The sequence below is a fragment of the Brevibacillus brevis genome, assembly GCF_900637055.1.
Taxonomy (GTDB): domain Bacteria; phylum Bacillota; class Bacilli; order Brevibacillales; family Brevibacillaceae; genus Brevibacillus; species Brevibacillus brevis.
The window spans coordinates 6,087,708-6,106,588 of sequence record NZ_LR134338.1; the positions used below are offsets into that span (position 1 = coordinate 6,087,708).

An 18,881-nucleotide genomic window follows, 5' to 3' on the forward strand; every position below is an offset into this window, starting at 1 on the left:
GGATGCATCTAGGAACGGCTACTCCATTTTTCTTTCAGTACGGTTAGAACAAACCGCGGAATAGCCAGTTGACGCTTCCAGCGAGTAGGCTCGGAAGCAAGTCGATAAAACCATTCCAAATGCAGTTTTTGCCAGATCTCGGGAGCGCGCTTCACTTTCCCGGAAATGACGTCAAAGCTTCCGCCTACCCCCATCATCAGGGAGGCATTCAACTGATCGCGATACTTCGCCATCCATTCATCTTGTCTGGGCGCACCCAGTGCGACGAACAGGAGCTGCGGTTTCGCTTCGGCAATTTCCTGTACAATTTGAGGTTCTTCCTCTGGGCGAAAATAGCCATCCCGACATCCGACGATTCGAGCGTTCGGATAACGAGCACTCAGTTTGTCTTTTGCCAAATGAATAACATCTGGCTTGGCGCCGAGTAAATACACGCCCCACTGATGTTGATCGGCTTTCGTCATGAACGCTTCCAGAAGCTCCACACCCGTAACGCGCTCATAAATCGGCTGATTCGTCCATTTGGCAGCGTATACGATTCCAATTCCATCTGGAACGACATAGGCTTGTTCTACAATAGATCGGAAAGCGCGATTCTCTCTCGCTACCATGACGATTTCCGGATTGGCGGTGACCACGTGGGTCTTTTGACCGCTTTGTATGCGTTCTGTTATATAATCGACAGTCTCACGGAAACCGCGAGTCGTAAATGGCACATCTAGTATGGTTGCGACCTGTTTGGTCATTTCTTCACCTTCAAGTGCTTGTTAGTAAATGAATGTTTAAAAAGACGACTTTTTAAACTACCTATTCATGCATGGAGTTGCCCATTAGCCATTCTACCCGAAAAGAAAGGCACATTCAAGATGATCATGAATGTGCCTTATTTCCTGCCGTCAGGGCAAACATCAATCCACCCTCTGCTACTACTTTCCCATTTACCAGTGCTCTGCCATGCCCTTTGCCGACGGTTCCACGCACACGAGTAAGCTCAACCTCTAGTACCAGCGTATCTCCCGGCTTCACTTGATCTTTGAACCGGAATTCATCAATGCCTGCAAACAGTCCGATTTTTCCTTGATGTTCCTCCATGCTGAGCATCGCTACTGCCCCAACCTGTGCCAATGCTTCCACAATCAGGACACCAGGCATGACTGGATAACCAGGAAAATGGCCTTGGAAAAACGGTTCATTGATTGTTACGTTTTTCACTCCAACCGCTTTTTTTCCTAGCTCCAGCTCTTCAATTCTGTCTACCAACAAAAACGGGTAACGATGCGGGATGATTTCCTGAATTTGCATAATATCCAAAGGCGCTTTGATTTCCATTATGTATCGCTCCATTTCCATACTTAACTAGACTTGTCTATGCATGAATACCCTTTGACTAACGAAACAATATAGATAACTCCCGCCCCAGTTGAACGGACAAGCGGGGTTAAGATAAAAGGAGCACTTCCTCCCTACAGAGCGGGAAGTGCTCTTTTTCAACCTTACACGCGGTTCAACAGTCGAGCCTTTGCCAGATAAATCGCGCTCACAATAAATGAGAACGTTATAACCGACCAAAGTATCGCTTCACTGTACTCATAACGGTACATAACGAGCGGAATGACCAGATACAAAAGAACGGTTGTCAGCTTACCATAGGCATTTGCAGGAACAGTTTTTTTGCCACGGAAATGATAAACAGCTCCTGTTACTATCATTGCCAGATCGCGCACAAAGAAAAACAGGGCGGCCCATACACTGATTCGATCCGTCAAAAATAATGAGGCGATGACCGCCAGCATCATTAATTTATCTGCCAGAGGATCTAACATCATTCCGATGGTGGTCACAAGCTTATGCTTCCGCGCGATGTACCCGTCCGCAATATCGGTCACTCCCGCCAAAATCAAAATGCCTAAAGCGATTTCAACATGATACGGAAACTCCGAAAAAAAGACATACAGGTACAAAGGGATGAGCACGATGCGAAAGATCGTAAGCAAATTAGGAAGATTCACGGACATCCCTCCGTATTCAAATCGTCACTTCCTTTTTCAACCACTCGACCTATTATACTCTGTGGACAAACACCACAACAAGTCCTCGAAAAAATAGGAGCCCCAACCATAGGTTCGGGCTTGTCCAGCTAGGTTTTTAGGTTTCTTCAAACATTAAATCCCACATATGTTTGTAGGTTCCTGGATCGAATACATCAGACATTGGCTTCTTGCCAACCCCACCGTATCCGATCATCAAACCAATGACCAGTGAGAAAAACAGCAGGAGTGGGACCAGCACCATCTTGGCAACTCTCAGCCGCCAATTTTTGCCGCTCCGTTCCCGCTCTTTTCCTTTTGACTTAACTTCTTCGGTCTGACGCGGGAAACGTTTGCTCTTCCCTTGTTCCATGCTCCTCTCCTCCGTCATGTTGATTGTTATGGGTTATCTGCTTCTCAGTTGGTTGGCAATACCCATCATTTGATCACTGATGCCGACTGCACGTGAGTTTAATTGATATGCACGCTGAATGTTCACCAGCTGGGACATTTCCTCTGTCATGCTTACATTGGAGCCTTCCAATGCTCCTTGTCGAAGTGTAGCATCGCCTGCAATGAGGGCATTGGTGTATTTGGTAGTTGGATTTGCACCGGAATCTAACTCGGCATCAAACAGATTCTGACCGACTTGCTGCAACTGATCAGGATTGTCTACTTTCCAAAGGCCGATATTGCCGTAAGACACTCCATTAGCAGTAAGCGCTCCCTCGGCAGTAATTTGAATATTGGTAACTGGCTCGGGCAATACAATATTTACGCCGTTTTCGTCAGTCAAAATGTGACCAGAGGTAGTGTGCAATACATAACCTTGTTCATCATCATCAAATGAAACCTTGAAAGAGCCGTCGCGTGTCAATCGATTTTCCTCTTGAATGACAGCACCAGTAGCGTCCTTGATCTTGTGAGTGACTAGAAAATACCCGTCTCCCTCAACCAACACATCTGTTGGCACATCCGTGACTTTCACAATACCTTGACCGAGATCCAGCTTGGTCATGCCAAGACGGGCACCGCTTCCGATCCGAATCCCCACTGGCGTATTCCGATTTTGATTGTCTGCTGCCGGCTGTTCATTCATCGAATCGGAGAGAAGCTCGGAAAACGATGCGACCCGGCGCTTGTACCCGATTGTATCAATATTCGCCAGGTTGTTGGCTGTATTGTCCAACGCTTGCTGAATACCGCGCATAGCTGATGTGGAAATATTAAGCGACTGCATCTTTCCTACCTCCTATTATCCGTTAACACGACCGATTTCATTAGCAGCCTTATCCAACGTACCATCAATTGTTGTAATGACCCGTTGGTTTGCTTCATAAGCGCGTAGTACACTCATCATGTTCGTCATGGTTTGACCAGGGTCTACATTAGAACGCTCACGCCAACCTTGTTGCATACCGTATCGGCCTGCAACCGTAGGTGTACCGTATGTACCTGCTGCCAGAGCTGCTTGATCGTTCGCTTCTGCAACATCAATCGCTTCGACGTCTGTGTCGCCTTCCCAACGGAATACATTGGTCCCTTCCCGAACAAGCATCAAGGGATTGGTTACTACAGCCAGTCCCAATCGAGGATGCGCTGCCAACGATTGATATTCATTCGTCGTTGGGTCTTTGTACAGCAATTCGCCAGCCTCGTTAATCTTCAAATCTTGTCCAGCATTGATTCCGCTTACTGGGTCATTGATTCGGATCGCCTGATTTTGATTGTCCAGAACATAATACCCATCGGGCGTTACCAAGTAGCCATCCGCATTCACGCTCCAGTTGCCGTTTCGCGTGTAGCGAATATTCTCTTCTTGAGCTGGCTGCGTCAAATCCTCAATCCGCGCCACACTGTAAAACAACCGTCTCTCATTCCCATCCTGATCTGGCTGAATATTGTCCATCAACGCAAGATCATACGGATTGCGTGTCTCTTCAATATCCCCCTGCGCAAAATTCGGCAGCGCCTCCGACATGTATACCCCTGTGTGCAAACGCCCGATAATGGCAGGTTGTCCAGGCATAGTAGGGACACCCGGAACATCCAGTCCCTCCTGATCGTTCATGCGGGAGAGCAATTGCTCCGGAAATGCACGCATGACACCCACGTCCTGTTTGAACCCGGGTGTATTGATATTTGCTAAGTTGTTCGCCAGCGATTCTTGCCTGTTCTGCAAAGCCAGCATGCCAGATGCAGACGTATACAAGCCTCTGATCACTTAAATCTTACCCCCTGAATAATCGCTTATTCGAGTGAGCCGGCATCTTGTCCAAATAGTCCAGCATCATTCCTGTTCCTTTTGCAACGCACATCATAGGCTCGTCCGCTACCAACACAGGAACCTTCAGCTCCTCTGCCAGAATCTCGTCAATACCGTGCAATAATGCGCCGCCACCGGTCAGGAAAACACCCTTATCAATTATATCGGCAGAAAGCTCCGGAGGTGTTCGTTCTAAAACAGATTTTGAGGCTTGTACAATCGCACTCACCGACTCAGCCAGGGCTTCCTGGACTTCATTGGAGCGAATGGTAATCGTTTGCGGCAAGCCGCTTACCATGTCTCGACCCCGAATGTCCATTTCGTCCTGGCGTCCGCCGGATACGGTTCCAATCTGAACCTTGATATCTTCAGCCGTACGCTCCCCAATCAGCAATTTGTATTTATTTTTTATGTAACGCATAATAGCCACATCGAATGTATCGCCTGCTACTTTAATGGAGGAAGACGTGACAATATCGCCCATCGACAATACCGCTACATCGGTCGTTCCCCCACCGATATCCACTACCATATTACCGGACGGCTGAAAAATGTCCATTCCTGCCCCGACTGCGGCAACTTTCGGTTCTTCTTCGATAAATACTTCTCTTGCTCCACCGCTGCGCTCAGCTGCTTCGCGAATTGCTTTTTGCTCAACAGAGGTGATGTTGGTCGGGCAGCAAATCAAAATGCGCGGACGGGCAAACATGCTCTTTCCACCAATTTTGTTCAAAAAGTGCTTCAGCATGGCCTCTGTGATTTCAAAATCCGCGATAACCCCTTCTCGCAAAGGTCGGATCGCTACGATATTTCCTGGGGTGCGGCCCACCATGCGATAGGCTTCATTTCCCACGGCCAAAACTTTTCTGGTTTTACTATCTATTGCCACGACAGATGGTTCGTCTAGGACAATTCCCTTGCCTTTTACAAAAACCAAGACATTGGCCGTGCCCAAGTCGATTCCGATATCTTTGCCAAACATGAAAGGTCCTCCCTGATTACCAGTTACATTTCTACCTAATATCATAGGCTCTTCTACGTGAGAGGACAAGGAAATTCTTTCTTACACACTTTCCTCCTGTTCTACTCGTACTTTTTTACTACGCCGTTTGTACTTAATTTTGGTTGCTTCGCCTCCCCGTAGATGTCTGATGGCTTTGTGATATTCCAAAATTTCCTTAACCTGGTTCGCTAACTCTGGATTTATCTCAGGCAGCCGCTCAGTCAAGTCCTTGTGCACAGTACTTTTCGAAACACCGAACTCTTTGGCGATCATCCGAACCGTATTTCTTGTCTCTACAATATATCGGCCGATTTTGATGGTCCGCTCTTTGATGTAGTCGTGCACATTACTCGCCTCCTTGTATCTACATTGTCTGATACAATATATGGGTGCGTAGGGACACATATTCTACGTTTCCAAGCCTGACAAGCCAGCACGGCCGCATCTTTTTTCAACAGTTTGTACTACACACAAAAAAACACCCGCAATTGTTGTATTTTGCAGGTGTTTTTCTACATTCATTGGTTATTGATTTTTTACTTCCGTTTCAGCCTGAATCAAGTATTGCTCCGGGTTGACAGGCTTGTTATCGATGCGTACTTCAAAGTGAAGATGTGCGCCAGCGTCTTTTTCAAAGGTGTTGCGCCCAGCAGACCCGATTACTTGACCTTGTGTCACTTCATCGCCTGGTTTGACTGTTACGCTTTCCAGACTTTGATATACCGTAATCATTTTGTCTGCGTGCTCAATCTCAATCTCGTTGCCGACAAGTGGATCGTTCACCACTTTTACTACTTTACCCGCAAGAGCTGCGACGACATCAAAGCTCTTTCCATCCGTGGATACGAGGTCAATACCTGTGTGAGGGTAGAAGGAGTTGTCGAAGCTCACCAATGCTTTTTGCTGATTCTCCTTGGAGGCTTTCTCATCGTAGTAGTTCATGCCCACATTGTACTGTACGCCTTTTCCTACTGGCCAAGCGAGTGGTTGTACGCCACTTGTAGCAGGTACCGCTTCTTCGTTTTGCGGTGTAGTCGTCTCAGGAGCTGCAGGAGTTGTCACTGCCACGCCATCTGTGCCATTCGTCATTTTGGATACCGTGTCCATGACATTGCCCTGATACCACATCACAAAAGCGAGAATGATTGCTGCGGTGCCGATGTAGATTGCAGGAAACGCCCATTTCTTGCCCAAAACTTTTTTCCAAGAGCTTGCCTTCTTGAATGGAATCGGTTGATTTTGATTTTTTTGATCTTCCATTTTATTCATCACCTCATCCCTCAGTATCGCCAGAATTTTGGCGTATAAACCTGAGAGAGTAGGGAAAAGTAAAAATTTGCTTTTCTTTTACGCTGGGATCACTCTTGTATACTCTTGCAGACTAATTCCTTGATAGAAGTGCTTGACGATTTGCTCCGCGCTTTTGCCGCTTTTGGCCATTCCATTTGCTCCCCACTGGCTCATCCCAACACCATGACCGTACCCTTTGGTCGTAATGAAAACCTGATTGCCGCGCAAGTCCAACGTAAAGGAAGAAGAATTCAAATTGAGCTTTTCACGAAACTCTCTTCCTGTAAATTCTTTGCCGCCAATGCTGATGGTTCCTACGCGATTTCCGGTTGTACGCGATTCGATCCGATACCAAGAACCATTGGTAGAAGCCTCCTGCGTGAGCTTGACGCCCAAATTCTTTTCCAGCTCCACAGTGGACAAGACGACTGTTTCCTCATAGCGGGGAGATTGAATATCCCAAGGACTCGCAACGCTCTTCAAATAAGGAATGGGCTTTTCCCAATATTCATCCGAGTTTTCTGTAAAGCCATTACTGGTGGAAAAAAACGTCGCGTCAATGGGCTCGTTCTGGTAGGTCAGGATAACCCCTGCTGTTGCCATAACTGCTTGCTGGATGCGTTTGTTTTTCCATTCGTATTGGTCTCCCCAACGCTCACGCCGCTGCTGCTCATCCATATAGACTTGATGCTGCACCGTATCCAAGACCTGACCGCCTGATGGCACATCATCAAACTTGCCCTCTTTTAATCGGCGCACGATATAGGTCCTGGCCGCCAACGCCTGTGCTTTTAAAGCCTCCAGCTCGAACTCGGCTGGCATTTCCGCCGCTACGACTCCGGTAATATACGTTTCTAGCGGCAATGTTTCCACAGCCTTTTTTTCTGTACGGTACACCTTTACCGGCAGAGAGGAAGCCGATTCCTTCATCGCCGGTATCGCAGGCTCCGAGACGGCCACAGTTGGCTGACTGACAGGGCCAATTGCTGGTGAAAACCAAAAAACCAGAGCAGCAGGCATCAGGACGAGCAAGATCGGCAAAGCGATAAACCACATGAGTAGATAGCGTTTCATGCAAGAGATCCTCCCCGTTACGTACTAGACACGATAAGTCTGAATAACCTACTAAAGTCTATGTTCTGCAACAGAGCGGTAGAACGAGAGAATGAGAGAGTCGAGAGAACGAAAAAAAGACCCCCTGCATACGCAGAGAATCTTTCGTTTTGCCATATGGTTGACGCATTTATCAAGCAAAATTAGGAGAGAAGCTCACTTTAATGGTTTCGGAAACTGCTTTTTCACGAGCCTTTTCTTCTGGAACCACGCGTTCTACATCTGCGCCCAAAGCCAGCAGCTTTTCCGTAAAGTTCACGTAGCCACGGTCAATATGGTGCAGGGCAGAAACCTCCGTCTCTCCCTCGGATACGAGCCCAGCCAGTACAAGTGCTGCACCCGCACGCAAGTCGGTTGCTGCTACCTTGCTGCCTGTCAGCTTGGAACCGCCTTCGACGATGGCACTGCGGCCTTCGATCTTGATGTTCGCATTCATGCGGCGGAACTCTTCCACGTGCATGAAGCGGTTCTCAAATACCGTTTCGGTCACGATGCTCGTTCCTTCTGAAACAAGCAAAAGCGCCATCATTTGCGACTGCATATCCGTCGGGAAGCCAGGGTATGGCAGCGTTTTGAGGTCAACTGCTTTCAGTGGGCCTGTGCGGCGTACACGAATGCCGTTTTCTTGCTCCTCAATGTCCACGCCCATTTCACGAAGCTTGGCGGTCACGGATTTGAGATGATCGCAAATCGCACCTTCCACAAAGACATCCCCGCCAGTAATCGCTGCAGCAACCATGAAAGTTCCTGCTTCAATGCGGTCAGGAATGACACAATGTGTGCAGCCCTTCATCTTTTCCACGCCTTCGATACGGATTGAGCCTGTACCGGCTCCGCGGATTTTTGCTCCCATTCTGTTCAGGAAGTTCGCCAAATCAACGATCTCCGGCTCTTCTGCTGCATTTTCGATCAATGTGGTTCCCTCTGCCAAAGCAGCGGCCATCATAATATTTTCTGTTGCACCGACGCTAGCAATATCCAGATAGATTTTTGCACCCTTCAATCGTCCTTCTACCGTCGCTTCAATAAACCCTTGTCCGATTTCGATTTTGGCTCCCATAGCCTCAAACCCTTTTAGGTGCTGGTCGATCGGGCGCGTACCAATGGCACATCCACCCGGAAGAGCGACGCGAGCTTGTCCTTTTCTGGCTAAAAGCGGCCCCATCACGAGGAAAGATGCACGCATTTTGCGGACCAGTTCATAGGACGCTTCTACACTCGTAAGCTTGGAAGCATCGATCGTCAGCACTTCATGATCATATGTAAGGGAGATTCCCATCGATTTCAAAAGGTCGCATATCGTCCGGACATCGTCGAGGCCTGGTACGTCTGAGATGACGCAAGTCCCTTCTTCTGCCAAGATAGATGCTGCAATAATAGGGAGTACGGCATTTTTGGCGCCAGATACTTTTACATTTCCAGCCAATGCCTTACCACCACGGACAATAATTTTATCCAATGTGTACCCCTCCGCGTGCTAATATTCCACAGTGATGATTGGTGTACCTACCGTAATCCATGTTCCAGAATGGCTATCACGATGCGTAGCCACCTGTAGATTCATCTTTTGACCGTTTAACGCGATGAATGATTCCCACATAGGGGTATACCCTGAAATACTGACAACCGTCTCATCTTGCAAACGTTCTAATTCTGTCGCCTGGAGAGTACCAAAAATCGACAATATTTTACCCTCCTGTTGGTCAACACCCATCTTAACATTGTACAATCCGCGAATACAAGTGCTAATTTGCGGAATAAAGTCGGCGCTTTGCAGGGCATTCGTGAAGGTTTCCTGTACTTGTCCAATATATAGTAGCGAATCACGGTTTCCAGATAACTGAAGTACTAGATATACAGAAAATGCTCCATTTTTAGGCACTCCTGTCACCTCGTAGCTCAGATCCACGCCGTTTTGCGTGTATGTAGTCCTATATGCGAGTATGTTGTGTTTACCCGATTGTTCGCTTGGGGAAAACGGAATCTCAAGTTGTTGTGCCCATTTCGTCGCCAACTCTTTTACTTGTTCAGCACGCAGGCCTTCTCCCATCGCTGTACGCATACGTACCTGAACCGATACACCCGTTGCGCCCGTATCTTCTAGTACTTTCATCATTTCTGTCACAACCGGCTTTTCTTCCTTTGCTTGTGCAGGCATCCAATACACGGCCCCCATCACGAGCAATAGAGCCAGCACGCACCAACCAGACCATTTCCCCATTGATATCCTCTCCCTATGCTTACATGTATCTCTTTGTACTTCTCATTTTGTACATGTAGCTGGGTGGATATACCAGCGAATCGTCGTCTTTCTCGTATTTAGTTGAACAAATTCCCGAATGTCAGGGACCAGCCCAAGTAATCAAGGAAAAAGCGGGACAGTTCATATCCAATCACAATGGAAAGAAAAATTTGCAACAGCTTCGCCTGAACACCATTTGGTTTTTTCAAAATCTTATCAAAGCGAAAGGATTGCAACGCCCACCAAGCGAGCCCAATAAACGCAATCGATAAAATGATGCTCAACAAGCCATATACTTCTTGTGGCATGCTAGTTACCTCCTCATTGCCCTCCGAGAATCATAGAAAAAGGGACGGCCCGATCACGAGCCATCCCTTCTATTGTACCTGAAGTGCTATTCAGTTACGAGTATCACTGAGAGCTGGGAGAGAGCATGTTCCCAAAATCAAAGGACGGATTGAAATGAATCTGGATATAGTCGGTGACCAGACCCGGGAAAGCACCGAAGAATACAGTAGCGATTGCCATGATGAGAATAAACGTCCAAATGCCTTTTGGCACAACCATAGGTGCTTCGGTTGTCCCAGGACGCATGTACATCTGACGAATAATCCCAAAGTAGTAGTAGTAGGAAATGACGCTGGTGATGATCATAATCGCCGCCAGCCAGTAGTTTTCTACCACTAATGTACCCATGAACAGATAGAACTTCCCGAAGAAGCCAACCGTAATCGGGATACCTGCCAAGGATAAGAGGAAGATGCTCATCGCAACGGCCATCACTGGTGAGCGATGATACAATCCGGCGAATCCTTTCAAATCCTCTGTCTCTTGTTCACGAGATACAACCATAATCACAGCGAAAGCACCAAAGCTGACCAGCAAGTAACCGAACAGATAGAAGATTACTTCGCTGAAAAAGAGAGAGGTCGGCGGTACAAACGGTACGAGCAAATAGCCCGCTTGCGCAATACCTGAGTAAGCCATCATACGCTTGACGTTTGTCTGCCTGAGCGCCATCGTGTTCCCGATAATCATCGAGGCCGCTGCCATCAGCCCCAGATAGAGGCTTCCCTCTTCGAAAAAGAACCGTCCTGAACCCGTTCCATCGGAAACGTTGAAAAACGAGATCATCATCACCCGAAAGATCAGCGCGAAGCCTGCTGCCTTTGACACAACTGCCAGGAAAGCAGTGACCGGAGTAGGAGCACCCTGATAGACATCTGGCGCCCACATGTGGTTAGGCGCTGCAGATATTTTGAAGGCAAGACCTACTGCGAGAAACGCAAATGCCGTATAGACGAGGAACTGATAGCCCGCCATTCCCGCTTCTGCCAATCGGAATGAGATTTCATAAATATGTGTGGTTCCCGTAAGTCCGTACACGTACGACATCCCAAACAGGAGCACAGCCGTGGCAATACTCCCCGAAACGACGTATTTGAACGCCGACTCGTTGGAAAGCCGTGATTTTTTTCGCAAACCGACCAGTACATACGACGAGAGAGACAATAGCTCCAGTCCCACAAACAATGTAATCAAGTCAGCCGACGAAGCCATGACCATAGCCCCGAGAAGCCCGGTCAGCAGCAAATAGTAATACTCGCCTCTGTGCTGGATTTCCCCTGATTTCAGATAGGACAGCGAGATGAGAATGGCAAAAGCTGTCCCTGCCAAGAAAATCAGCTTGAACGCATTGCCGTAATCATCGATTCGGATCATGTCGATCATGTAGCTGTATGGCTTATCGAGAGCATTCATATTGATGACCACAAAGATCGCCGCTATGACCGTTCCCAGCAAGGATAGCCAACCGATGACCTGCTTGCCAAGACGCTTGCCCGCAAAAAGATCCAGCAGTGATAAAAAGGTAGCAAAGCCAAGAATGATGAACTCGGGCAGAAGGTAGCTCCAGTCATATGAGAAAATATCTTTAACCTCCATGGATTACCCTCCTATTCCCGTTACGATAGGTACGATCGTTTTCAGCGCCTGCTGCATCGGATTCCCCAGAACTGCCGGATAAACCCCGATGAGAATAATACATCCCAATAGGACTACCATCGGAATGACCTCCATCGGCTGTGCATCAGCAAGTCCTGTACATCTACCTGGAGTAGGGCCAAAAGTCGTTTTCAAGATCGCTCTGAGTAAATAAACCGCGGTGAGGACAATCCCGATCGCTCCCACTGCTGCCATTACTGGCAAACGACCAAACAGACCGAGGAAGGCAAAGAACTCACTAATGAATCCGGACATGCCCGGAAGTCCGAGTGAAGCCATCCCGCCTGCCAAGAACACGCCGCTGACAAACGGCATGGACTTAGCTAAACCGCCCAAATCGTCGAGCATCGATGTCTGCGTCCGATCCCAAATGACACCGATCAAGAAGAAGAGCAGTGCTGAGATAAAGCCGTGGGATACCACCTGGAACATCGCTCCCTGAAACCCGATCGTGTTCATTGATGCGAAACCGAGCAAGACGATACCCATATGGCTGATACTGGAGTAAGCCAGCACCATTTTTAAATCCTTTTGTACGAAAGCCAGCACAGCTCCATACAAAATGTTGATAATCCCCAAAACCGCCATCCACGTAGAGAAATCATAGGCCTGCTCTGGGAAAAAGCCGATTCCCATCCGCAAAAGACCGTATGCCCCCATCTTCAGCAAAATACCGGAGTGAATCATGACGATAGAAGGTGGAGCCTGTACGTGAACGCGCAGCATCCATGTGTGAAACGGAAATACTGGCAGCTTGATCGCAAAAGCGATAAATAGCGCTAGGAAGATGCCAAAACGCATTTCCGGCGTAAGAATTTCGGTTATCGGATGCCCTGGTGTCGCCAGGATCGCCGTGATTTCATCCATATTGAGCGTCCGCATGATGACAAAGATCACGATGAAAGCCAGCAGCATGATCCCTGAACCGATTCCGTTATACAAAAGGAATTTGTTCGCTGCTTGTTCGCGCTCCCCATAACCCCAAATTCCGATAAGGAAGTACATCGGTACGAGTGTCAGCTCGAAGAAAATGAAGAACAGAAACAGATTGTCTGCAGCAAAGACTCCCAGCATGCCGATCAATAGCAGGTGAAACAGGATAAAATACTCCTTCTGCCTCTTCTTGATCTGCCACGAAGCAATTGCTGCGAGAGTACCGATAATCGCCGTCAGCAAAATCAATGGCATCGAAATACCATCTACGCCAAGTTCATAGTTGATCTCAAAAGCAAAAACCGTGCCTGCCTGAGCCATTCCAATCGGAATCGAAATCCAACTGTGCTTTTCTACGAACTGTAGATTCGCTGTCTCGTAATCAAACATGCCGAACATCCAACCTGCCAAGATAAGTGCCGGCAACGTTCCAAAAATCCCGACCTGCTTGATCACACCAGCATGTCGACTGGGGATAAAAGCCATGACGAGAATCGCCAGCAGCGGAGAGAACACCAGTGATGACAAAAGGATATTACCCAAAGAGTCCACCTCCCCTAGCCGTCAAACTGATGGCGATGATCAAGAGTAACAGACCGAATATGACCATTGCCCCATAGGACTGAATCTGCCCACTTTGTACTCTTGCGTGCAAAGATCCAATTCCTTGGGTGATTTTTGCTGTCAATCCAACCAAACCATCCACAATATACTTATCAAATACATCTAGGACAAATCCAAGCCAGCCTAATGGACGAACAATGACGTTGTGATACAGCTCATCGATGTAGTACTTCTTGTATGAGAGCTGATAGAGCCACGGCATTGCTTCTGGAATCGTGTCCGAGGAGATTGATTTCTTGCCGTACATCAGGTAAGCCAGCACAACTCCGAGAATAGAGATCAACAGTGCCACAATCTGCAACCACGCTGCCGCGTGCTCACTGCCTTCCCCAAAAATGCTCGTGATTGCCGTCCCTGTGTTCGTTGACAACAACCAATCAGAGAGTAATGGCGCGTACGGTGTATTCACAAAGCCTGCGACAACCGCAAGCAATGCCAAGACCAAGAGCGGTCCTGTCATGACTCTTGGAGATTCGTGCGCTTCGTGCTTGCCACGTGCCTTCCCTGCGAATGTCAGGAAGAACAGACGGAACATATAGAATGCGGTAAAGAATGCTGCTAAGAGCGCGATGAACAGCAAATCGTAGCGATGTGCTCCGTAAACAGCCCCCAGGATCGCTTCTTTCGACCAGAAACCAGCAAACGGAAAGATCCCTGCAATCGCCAAGCAACCGATCAAGAAAGTCAAAGCGGTGATCGGCATCTTTTTCCACAAGCCACCCATTTCAAATACATCCTGCGTATGTACCGCATGAATGACACTACCTGCTCCAAGGAAGAGCAGTGCTTTAAAAAAGGCGTGCGTCATCAAATGGAAGGAACCCGCTACATAACCAGCAGCACCAGCTACACCCAATGCCAGCATCATGTACCCGAGCTGACTGACTGTGGAATAAGCCAAGACACGCTTGATATCCCGTTGGGTCAGGCCGATCGAAGCTGCAAATATGGCGGTGAATCCTCCTACATACGCCACCACTGTCAAAGCCGTATCGGATGCGATAAACAGCGGATAGGTAGCAGCGACCAAATAAACACCAGCCGCGACCATCGTTGCCGCGTGAATTAATGCAGACACAGGTGTTGGACCTTCCATAGCATCAGGCAACCACGTATGAAGCGGAAATTGACCTGATTTTCCCATGGCCCCAACGAAAATGAGGATTGCCGCGAGCGTAATCATCCACGGTTCCAGTCGTCCGAGTGCGATACTCTCAAAAATCGCACTGTACTCGAAACTTCCGGTCCACCAGAACAACAGACATATCCCGATGAACAGACCAAGGTCACCGATGCGCGTAACGATAAAAGCCTTTTTGGCTGCTGCTTTTGCCTCTTTCTTGAAGTAGTAGTAGCCAACGAGCAGGAAGGAGCATACCCCGACCAGCTCCCAGAAAATATATACTTGCAACAAATTTGGCGAGATGACTAATCCCAGCATGGAGAACGTGAACAGCGCCAGGTATTGATAGAACACCGGAAAGCGTTCATCCCCATGCATGTAGCCCTTGGAATAGATTTGGACCAACAGACTGACCAATGTCACAATGACGAGCATCATGGCATTCAGCGGATTCACTTCGAATCCCATGTTGATCACGATATCGCCAATATGCAGCCAATCTATCACATAATTGTAATCGGTTCCCCCACCCTGGAATCTCTCCCAGAAGATGAGCACTGCGATTCCAAAAGAAACAGCCGTCAGGGTAATGCCCACTATGGCCGCTCCTTCTTTCAATTGGCGACCAAATGAGACGATCACGATGAAAGCAAGAAGCGGAAACAGAGGGATCAGCCAGGCATAGTGCATTAGAGTATCCATCTTTGTCCTCCTTTTCAGGTTTCCCTCTTATCGTTTCATTTGGTCCATTTCATCTACGTTCACGGTCTCCTTGTTGCGGTATAGCGCAATCAGAATCGCTAACCCTACGGCAACCTCGGCAGCTGCAACCGTCATCGTGAACAAGGTGAAGATTTGTCCCGTCACGGATGGATACAGTCCGAATTTGGAAAAGGCGACCAGGTTAATATTTACAGCATTCAGCATCAGCTCGATTGATAACAGGACGACGACTGCATTTCGCTTCGTCAATGCGCCGTACAAGCCTACACAAAAGAGAATCAGCGCGACCATTAAGTAGGAGGAAATGCTTACAGTCATTCGTTATCCCCCTCCTTTTTCGCCATGACGATCGCACCGACCAACGCGACCAACAACAAAACAGACAATAGCTCAAATGGTATGACGAATTTGGTGAATACTTCGATACCGATTTCTTTTGCATTGTTTACAGGAGCCTCTGCAGGTGGCGGTGGCGCAGGCCACGGTGTATTTTGCACACCCCAGAACAATAATCCGAACAGAACGATTACGAAGAGCAGGATAAAACGGTTTTTCCATGTCCGGCCTGTTCCCTCATCATTCGCATCGTGCTTGGTCAGCATGATTCCAAAGAGCATCAGAATGGAGATAGCCCCTGAATAAACCAGAATTTGTGCGACCCCGACGAACTCCGCTCCCAGCAAAACAAAGAGACCTGCAATGCTGATAAACGTAACGCCCAATGAGATAACCATGTGGACGACGCGCGTAAAGCTGATCATAAACACCGCGCCACCGATCGTCAGAAGAGACAGGATAAAAAAGGCAACGAATTCGCCTGTCATACTAATTCTCCTCCCTGACGTTCGTATTGTTGTCGTCGAGCCATTTCAAGTTCTTATACAATTCATCCCGGCTATAGGCAGCCAGTTCGAAGTTGTTTGTCATGACAATCGCTTCTGTCGGACAAACCTCTGTGCACAGATCGCATAGAATGCACAGCTCAAAATTGATATCGTACGTATCGATAATCTTTCCCTTTTTCTCCGGATCAGGATGGGGCTTCCCTGTCAGTTGAATACACTCCGTCGGACAAATGCGTGCGCATTGGTTGCAGACGATGCATTTTTCAGGAGAAAAGTGCTGAATACCGCGAAAGCGAGGCGGCATTGGAAAGGGCACATCCGGATAGAAGTGGGTTACTTTTTTCTCCGTGAGCTTTTTAAATGTATACCCCAGGCCTTTGGCCAGTCCTAGCATGTGTGTCACCCCTCAGGATTTGAGAACTTGGCTGCACCACGTTTTTGATGAAAGCAAGCTTTTGGCGAAGCAAGCCTATGGCGAAGCCTGCGCTATGAAAACAGTGGAACGTAGTCGTTTTCGATCAAGTCGCTACTAGAACATGCCATTTTGGTAAGAAACCACTACGGCTGTGAGCAGGATGTTGAACAATGCCACGGGCAACAGCACTTTCCAGGCAAACGACATCAGTTGATCGACACGTAAGCGCGGCATCGTGGCGCGAATCCAAAACTGGAGGAAGACGTAAACAGAAAATTTAAGGATAAACCAAACGATTCCCGGAATGAAGTCCAGCGATGGATGAATCGGCAACCATCCACCAAAAAAGAGAATCGTGATCAAGGCACCCATCCCGAACATGTATACATACTCAGCCAGCATGAACATCGCAAAGCGGAAACCCGAATACTCGACGTGGTAACCGCCAACGAGCTCCGACTCTGCTTCTGGCAAGTCAAACGGCGTACGGTTCAGCTCAGCCTGGGCAGCAATGATAAATACAACAAATCCGATAAACTGCGGAACAATATTCCAGACATCCTGCTGTGCATTGACAATATCCTCGAGATTCATGCTGCCCGTCAATAGAACGATACCCACCACGGACATGACCAGCGGTACTTCATAGCTGATCATCTGCGCAGCGGAGCGGAGACCCCCGATCAGCGAGTACTTGTTATTCGAGGCCCAGCCAGCCGTGATCACGCCTAATACGGTGATCCCAGACAAGGCGATATAGTACAACAGCCCTATTCCCAGATCAGCGAACCGAATGCTCTCCGAAAAAGGCATGACCGCCAATACAGCGAAAGCAGGGGCATAGGCCAATATTGGTGCTAGAGTGAACAACGCTTTGTCAGCGTGCTGCGGACGGACATCTTCCTTTAATAGCAGCTTGGCAACATCCGCAACCGTCTGGAGAAGTCCCAATGGTCCTACTCGATTCGGCCCGATGCGCAGCTGCATCCACCCAATCACTTTACGCTCAAAGTAAATGGCGTACGTAACGAATCCCAACACGACTGCAAGCAGTAATACTGCCGCTACGATAAACCAAAGCGTGGTCCCCCATGAAGGGGCTTGCTGCAAGAGAGTATTCATCAACAGTCAACCTCCCCGAGCACGATGTCGATACTGCCCAGAATGGCAACCATGTTCGCGAGGTTTTCCCCCTGCAACAGCTTAGGCAGAATTTGCAGATTGGTAAACGAAGGCCGTCTGAACTTCAATCTCCACGGTTTATCCTTGCCTTGACTGGCAATGTAGCAGCCAATTTCTCCCCGCGGTGACTCAATGCGCACATAAGTCTCCCCAGCAGGCGGGCGAATCACACGTGGTACTTTCCCCATGACTTCGCCTTCACTCGGAAACTGCTCCAATGCCTGCTCAAGAATTCGCAGTGATTGCTCAATTTCAGCCATGCGCAGATGATAGCGCGCCATGCAATCTCCCTCGGTTGCTGTCGGCACATCAAATTCAAAACGATCGTAAATGCAATACGGTTCGTCCTTGCGCAGGTCCCATTTGACACCTGTCGAGCGGAGCATGACACCTGATAGCGAGTAATCCAATGCCGTTTTTGTATCGAACTTTCCAATCCCTCTGAGACGGTTGATAAAAATCTCATTCCCTGTCACCAGCTGGTGGTAGTTATTCAATTCTTTCTTCATGTACTGGACAAATTCTTTGGCTTTGTCGATCCAGCCAGGAGGTGCATCCCATTTTACTCCGCCTACGCGCATGTAGTTAAATGTCATCCGCGCCCCGCACAGCTCATTAAACAAATCCAGGATCGTCTCCCGATCACGGAATGCATACAGGAAGGGCCCCATCGCACCAATGTCCAAAAGATACGTTCCCCACCAAACCAAATGGCTGGCCACCCGGTTCAGTTCCATTGCGATCAATCGCAGAAACTGAGCTCGTTCTGGAATCTCCAACCCCATCATCGTTTCTACTGCATGGCAGAGAACGTAGTTGTTGGTCATGGCGGACACGTAGTCCATACGGTCTGTATAGGGAATAATTTGTGTATAGGTCAAGTTTTCTGCCAGCTTCTCAGTACCACGATGCAGGTAGCCCATCACCGGAATCGCTTCTTTAATGGTTTCCCCATCGATTTTTACTACCAAGCGAAATACCCCGTGTGTACTCGGATGCTGTGGACCTACGTTTAATAACATCTCTTCCGTACGAAGTCCTGTTTCAGAAGAGGTATCAACATGAGTCGTGAGGATGTTATGGTTCATCTG

21 protein-coding genes are annotated in these 18,881 nt (G+C 48.3%); all 21 read right to left on the reverse strand.

Translation table 11 applies throughout. The features are described from left to right. Positions 1-8 precede the first annotated feature (8 nt). The 21 genes from EL268_RS29555 to EL268_RS29655 all read right to left on the reverse strand — a co-directional run bounded on the left by EL268_RS29555 (position 9) and on the right by EL268_RS29655 (position 18,878). Positions 9-746: a WecB/TagA/CpsF family glycosyltransferase gene (locus EL268_RS29555; protein WP_106654746.1), complete on the reverse strand. Its 738-nt coding sequence runs from the start codon at positions 744-746 to the stop codon at positions 9-11. Between the two features lie 124 nt (positions 747-870). Beyond that, entirely contained in the window at positions 871-1,329 is a 459-nt protein-coding gene (fabZ, locus tag EL268_RS29560) for a 3-hydroxyacyl-ACP dehydratase FabZ (protein WP_106654747.1), read from the reverse strand. A 164-nt stretch (positions 1,330-1,493) separates the two neighbouring features. Further along, positions 1,494-2,015 (reverse strand): CDP-alcohol phosphatidyltransferase family protein, encoded by a 522-nt coding sequence (locus tag EL268_RS29565; RefSeq protein ID WP_106654748.1) that lies wholly within the window; start codon positions 2,013-2,015, stop codon positions 1,494-1,496. A 130-nt stretch (positions 2,016-2,145) separates the two neighbouring features. Continuing rightward, complete coding sequence (locus EL268_RS29570) at positions 2,146-2,400, reverse strand: DNA-directed RNA polymerase subunit beta (RefSeq protein ID WP_106654749.1); 255 nt, start codon at positions 2,398-2,400, stop codon at positions 2,146-2,148. 33 nt (positions 2,401-2,433) lie between these two features. Next, a complete protein-coding gene (locus tag EL268_RS29575) occupies positions 2,434-3,267 on the reverse strand; it encodes a flagellar hook-basal body protein (protein ID WP_106654750.1) in 834 nt (277 codons plus the stop codon). A 15-nt stretch (positions 3,268-3,282) separates the two neighbouring features. Further along, on the reverse strand, positions 3,283-4,251 hold the full coding sequence (locus EL268_RS29580) for a flagellar hook-basal body protein (RefSeq protein ID WP_106654751.1): 969 nt from the start codon (positions 4,249-4,251) through the stop codon (positions 3,283-3,285). Between the two features lie 7 nt (positions 4,252-4,258). Beyond that, complete coding sequence (gene mreB, locus EL268_RS29585; protein WP_047069792.1) at positions 4,259-5,275, reverse strand: rod shape-determining protein; 1,017 nt, start codon at positions 5,273-5,275, stop codon at positions 4,259-4,261. A gap of 81 nt (positions 5,276-5,356) precedes the next feature. Beyond that, a complete protein-coding gene (gene spoIIID, locus EL268_RS29590; protein ID WP_003388385.1) occupies positions 5,357-5,641 on the reverse strand; it encodes a sporulation transcriptional regulator SpoIIID in 285 nt (94 codons plus the stop codon). Between the two features lie 180 nt (positions 5,642-5,821). Next, positions 5,822-6,556, reverse strand: coding sequence for a M23 family metallopeptidase (locus tag EL268_RS29595; RefSeq protein WP_106654752.1), 735 nt, complete (start codon positions 6,554-6,556; stop codon positions 5,822-5,824). Positions 6,557-6,643: 87 nt separating this feature from the next. Continuing rightward, positions 6,644-7,660: a stage II sporulation protein D gene (gene spoIID, locus EL268_RS29600; protein ID WP_106654753.1), complete on the reverse strand. Its 1,017-nt coding sequence runs from the start codon at positions 7,658-7,660 to the stop codon at positions 6,644-6,646. 172 nt (positions 7,661-7,832) lie between these two features. Continuing rightward, positions 7,833-9,158 (reverse strand): UDP-N-acetylglucosamine 1-carboxyvinyltransferase, encoded by a 1,326-nt coding sequence (gene murA / locus EL268_RS29605; protein ID WP_016740202.1) that lies wholly within the window; start codon positions 9,156-9,158, stop codon positions 7,833-7,835. 18 nt (positions 9,159-9,176) lie between these two features. Further along, the gene (locus EL268_RS29610; RefSeq protein WP_106654754.1) at positions 9,177-9,920 is read right to left on the reverse strand and encodes a YwmB family TATA-box binding protein; all 744 of its coding nucleotides are present in this window, start codon (positions 9,918-9,920) and stop codon (positions 9,177-9,179) included. Between the two features lie 98 nt (positions 9,921-10,018). After that, a complete protein-coding gene (locus tag EL268_RS29615) occupies positions 10,019-10,249 on the reverse strand; it encodes a DUF1146 family protein (RefSeq protein ID WP_106654755.1) in 231 nt (76 codons plus the stop codon). Positions 10,250-10,352: 103 nt separating this feature from the next. Then, on the reverse strand, positions 10,353-11,885 hold the full coding sequence (gene nuoN / locus EL268_RS29620) for an NADH-quinone oxidoreductase subunit NuoN (RefSeq protein WP_106654756.1): 1,533 nt from the start codon (positions 11,883-11,885) through the stop codon (positions 10,353-10,355). 3 nt (positions 11,886-11,888) lie between these two features. Continuing rightward, positions 11,889-13,421 (reverse strand): complex I subunit 4 family protein, encoded by a 1,533-nt coding sequence (locus EL268_RS29625; protein ID WP_106654757.1) that lies wholly within the window; start codon positions 13,419-13,421, stop codon positions 11,889-11,891. Then, complete coding sequence (nuoL, locus tag EL268_RS29630) at positions 13,414-15,327, reverse strand: NADH-quinone oxidoreductase subunit L (RefSeq protein WP_106654758.1); 1,914 nt, start codon at positions 15,325-15,327, stop codon at positions 13,414-13,416. Before nuoL ends, EL268_RS29625 begins: the two co-directional genes overlap by 8 nt. Before the next feature lie 27 nt (positions 15,328-15,354). Beyond that, a complete protein-coding gene (nuoK, locus tag EL268_RS29635; RefSeq protein WP_007722089.1) occupies positions 15,355-15,666 on the reverse strand; it encodes an NADH-quinone oxidoreductase subunit NuoK in 312 nt (103 codons plus the stop codon). Next, positions 15,663-16,172: an NADH-quinone oxidoreductase subunit J gene (locus tag EL268_RS29640; protein WP_017252344.1), complete on the reverse strand. Its 510-nt coding sequence runs from the start codon at positions 16,170-16,172 to the stop codon at positions 15,663-15,665. Before EL268_RS29640 ends, nuoK begins: the two co-directional genes overlap by 4 nt. A gap of 1 nt (position 16,173) precedes the next feature. Then, the gene (gene nuoI / locus EL268_RS29645; protein ID WP_007722093.1) at positions 16,174-16,587 is read right to left on the reverse strand and encodes an NADH-quinone oxidoreductase subunit NuoI; all 414 of its coding nucleotides are present in this window, start codon (positions 16,585-16,587) and stop codon (positions 16,174-16,176) included. A 135-nt stretch (positions 16,588-16,722) separates the two neighbouring features. Beyond that, positions 16,723-17,733 carry an NADH-quinone oxidoreductase subunit NuoH gene (gene nuoH / locus EL268_RS29650; protein ID WP_174769447.1) on the reverse strand — a complete coding sequence of 337 codons (1,011 nt, stop codon included), beginning with the start codon at positions 17,731-17,733 and terminating at the stop codon, positions 16,723-16,725. Next, positions 17,730-18,878, reverse strand: a complete 1,149-nt coding sequence (locus tag EL268_RS29655; RefSeq protein WP_088909743.1) for an NADH-quinone oxidoreductase subunit D — start codon at positions 18,876-18,878, stop codon at positions 17,730-17,732. Before EL268_RS29655 ends, nuoH begins: the two co-directional genes overlap by 4 nt. Between the last annotated feature and the right edge of the window lie 3 nt (positions 18,879-18,881).

Coding starts and splice junctions, on each gene's coding strand:
- nuoN (WP_106654756.1), bottom strand. CDS start 11,885: ATGGAGGTTAAAGATATTTTCTCATATGACTGGAGCTACCTTCTGCCC.
- EL268_RS29610 (WP_106654754.1), bottom strand. CDS start 9,920: ATGGGGAAATGGTCTGGTTGGTGCGTGCTGGCTCTATTGCTCGTGATG.
- EL268_RS29555 (WP_106654746.1), bottom strand. CDS start 746: ATGACCAAACAGGTCGCAACCATACTAGATGTGCCATTTACGACTCGC.
- nuoK (WP_007722089.1), bottom strand. CDS start 15,666: ATGACTGTAAGCATTTCCTCCTACTTAATGGTCGCGCTGATTCTCTTT.
- nuoL (WP_106654758.1), bottom strand. CDS start 15,327: ATGGATACTCTAATGCACTATGCCTGGCTGATCCCTCTGTTTCCGCTT.
- spoIID (WP_106654753.1), bottom strand. CDS start 7,660: ATGAAACGCTATCTACTCATGTGGTTTATCGCTTTGCCGATCTTGCTC.
- EL268_RS29570 (WP_106654749.1), bottom strand. CDS start 2,400: ATGGAACAAGGGAAGAGCAAACGTTTCCCGCGTCAGACCGAAGAAGTT.
- EL268_RS29595 (WP_106654752.1), bottom strand. CDS start 6,556: ATGGAAGATCAAAAAAATCAAAATCAACCGATTCCATTCAAGAAGGCA.
- EL268_RS29615 (WP_106654755.1), bottom strand. CDS start 10,249: ATGCCACAAGAAGTATATGGCTTGTTGAGCATCATTTTATCGATTGCG.
- EL268_RS29655 (WP_088909743.1), bottom strand. CDS start 18,878: ATGAACCATAACATCCTCACGACTCATGTTGATACCTCTTCTGAAACA.
- mreB (WP_047069792.1), bottom strand. CDS start 5,275: ATGTTTGGCAAAGATATCGGAATCGACTTGGGCACGGCCAATGTCTTG.
- EL268_RS29575 (WP_106654750.1), bottom strand. CDS start 3,267: ATGCAGTCGCTTAATATTTCCACATCAGCTATGCGCGGTATTCAGCAA.
- fabZ (WP_106654747.1), bottom strand. CDS start 1,329: ATGGAAATCAAAGCGCCTTTGGATATTATGCAAATTCAGGAAATCATC.
- nuoI (WP_007722093.1), bottom strand. CDS start 16,587: ATGCTAGGACTGGCCAAAGGCCTGGGGTATACATTTAAAAAGCTCACG.
- EL268_RS29640 (WP_017252344.1), bottom strand. CDS start 16,172: ATGACAGGCGAATTCGTTGCCTTTTTTATCCTGTCTCTTCTGACGATC.
- EL268_RS29565 (WP_106654748.1), bottom strand. CDS start 2,015: ATGTCCGTGAATCTTCCTAATTTGCTTACGATCTTTCGCATCGTGCTC.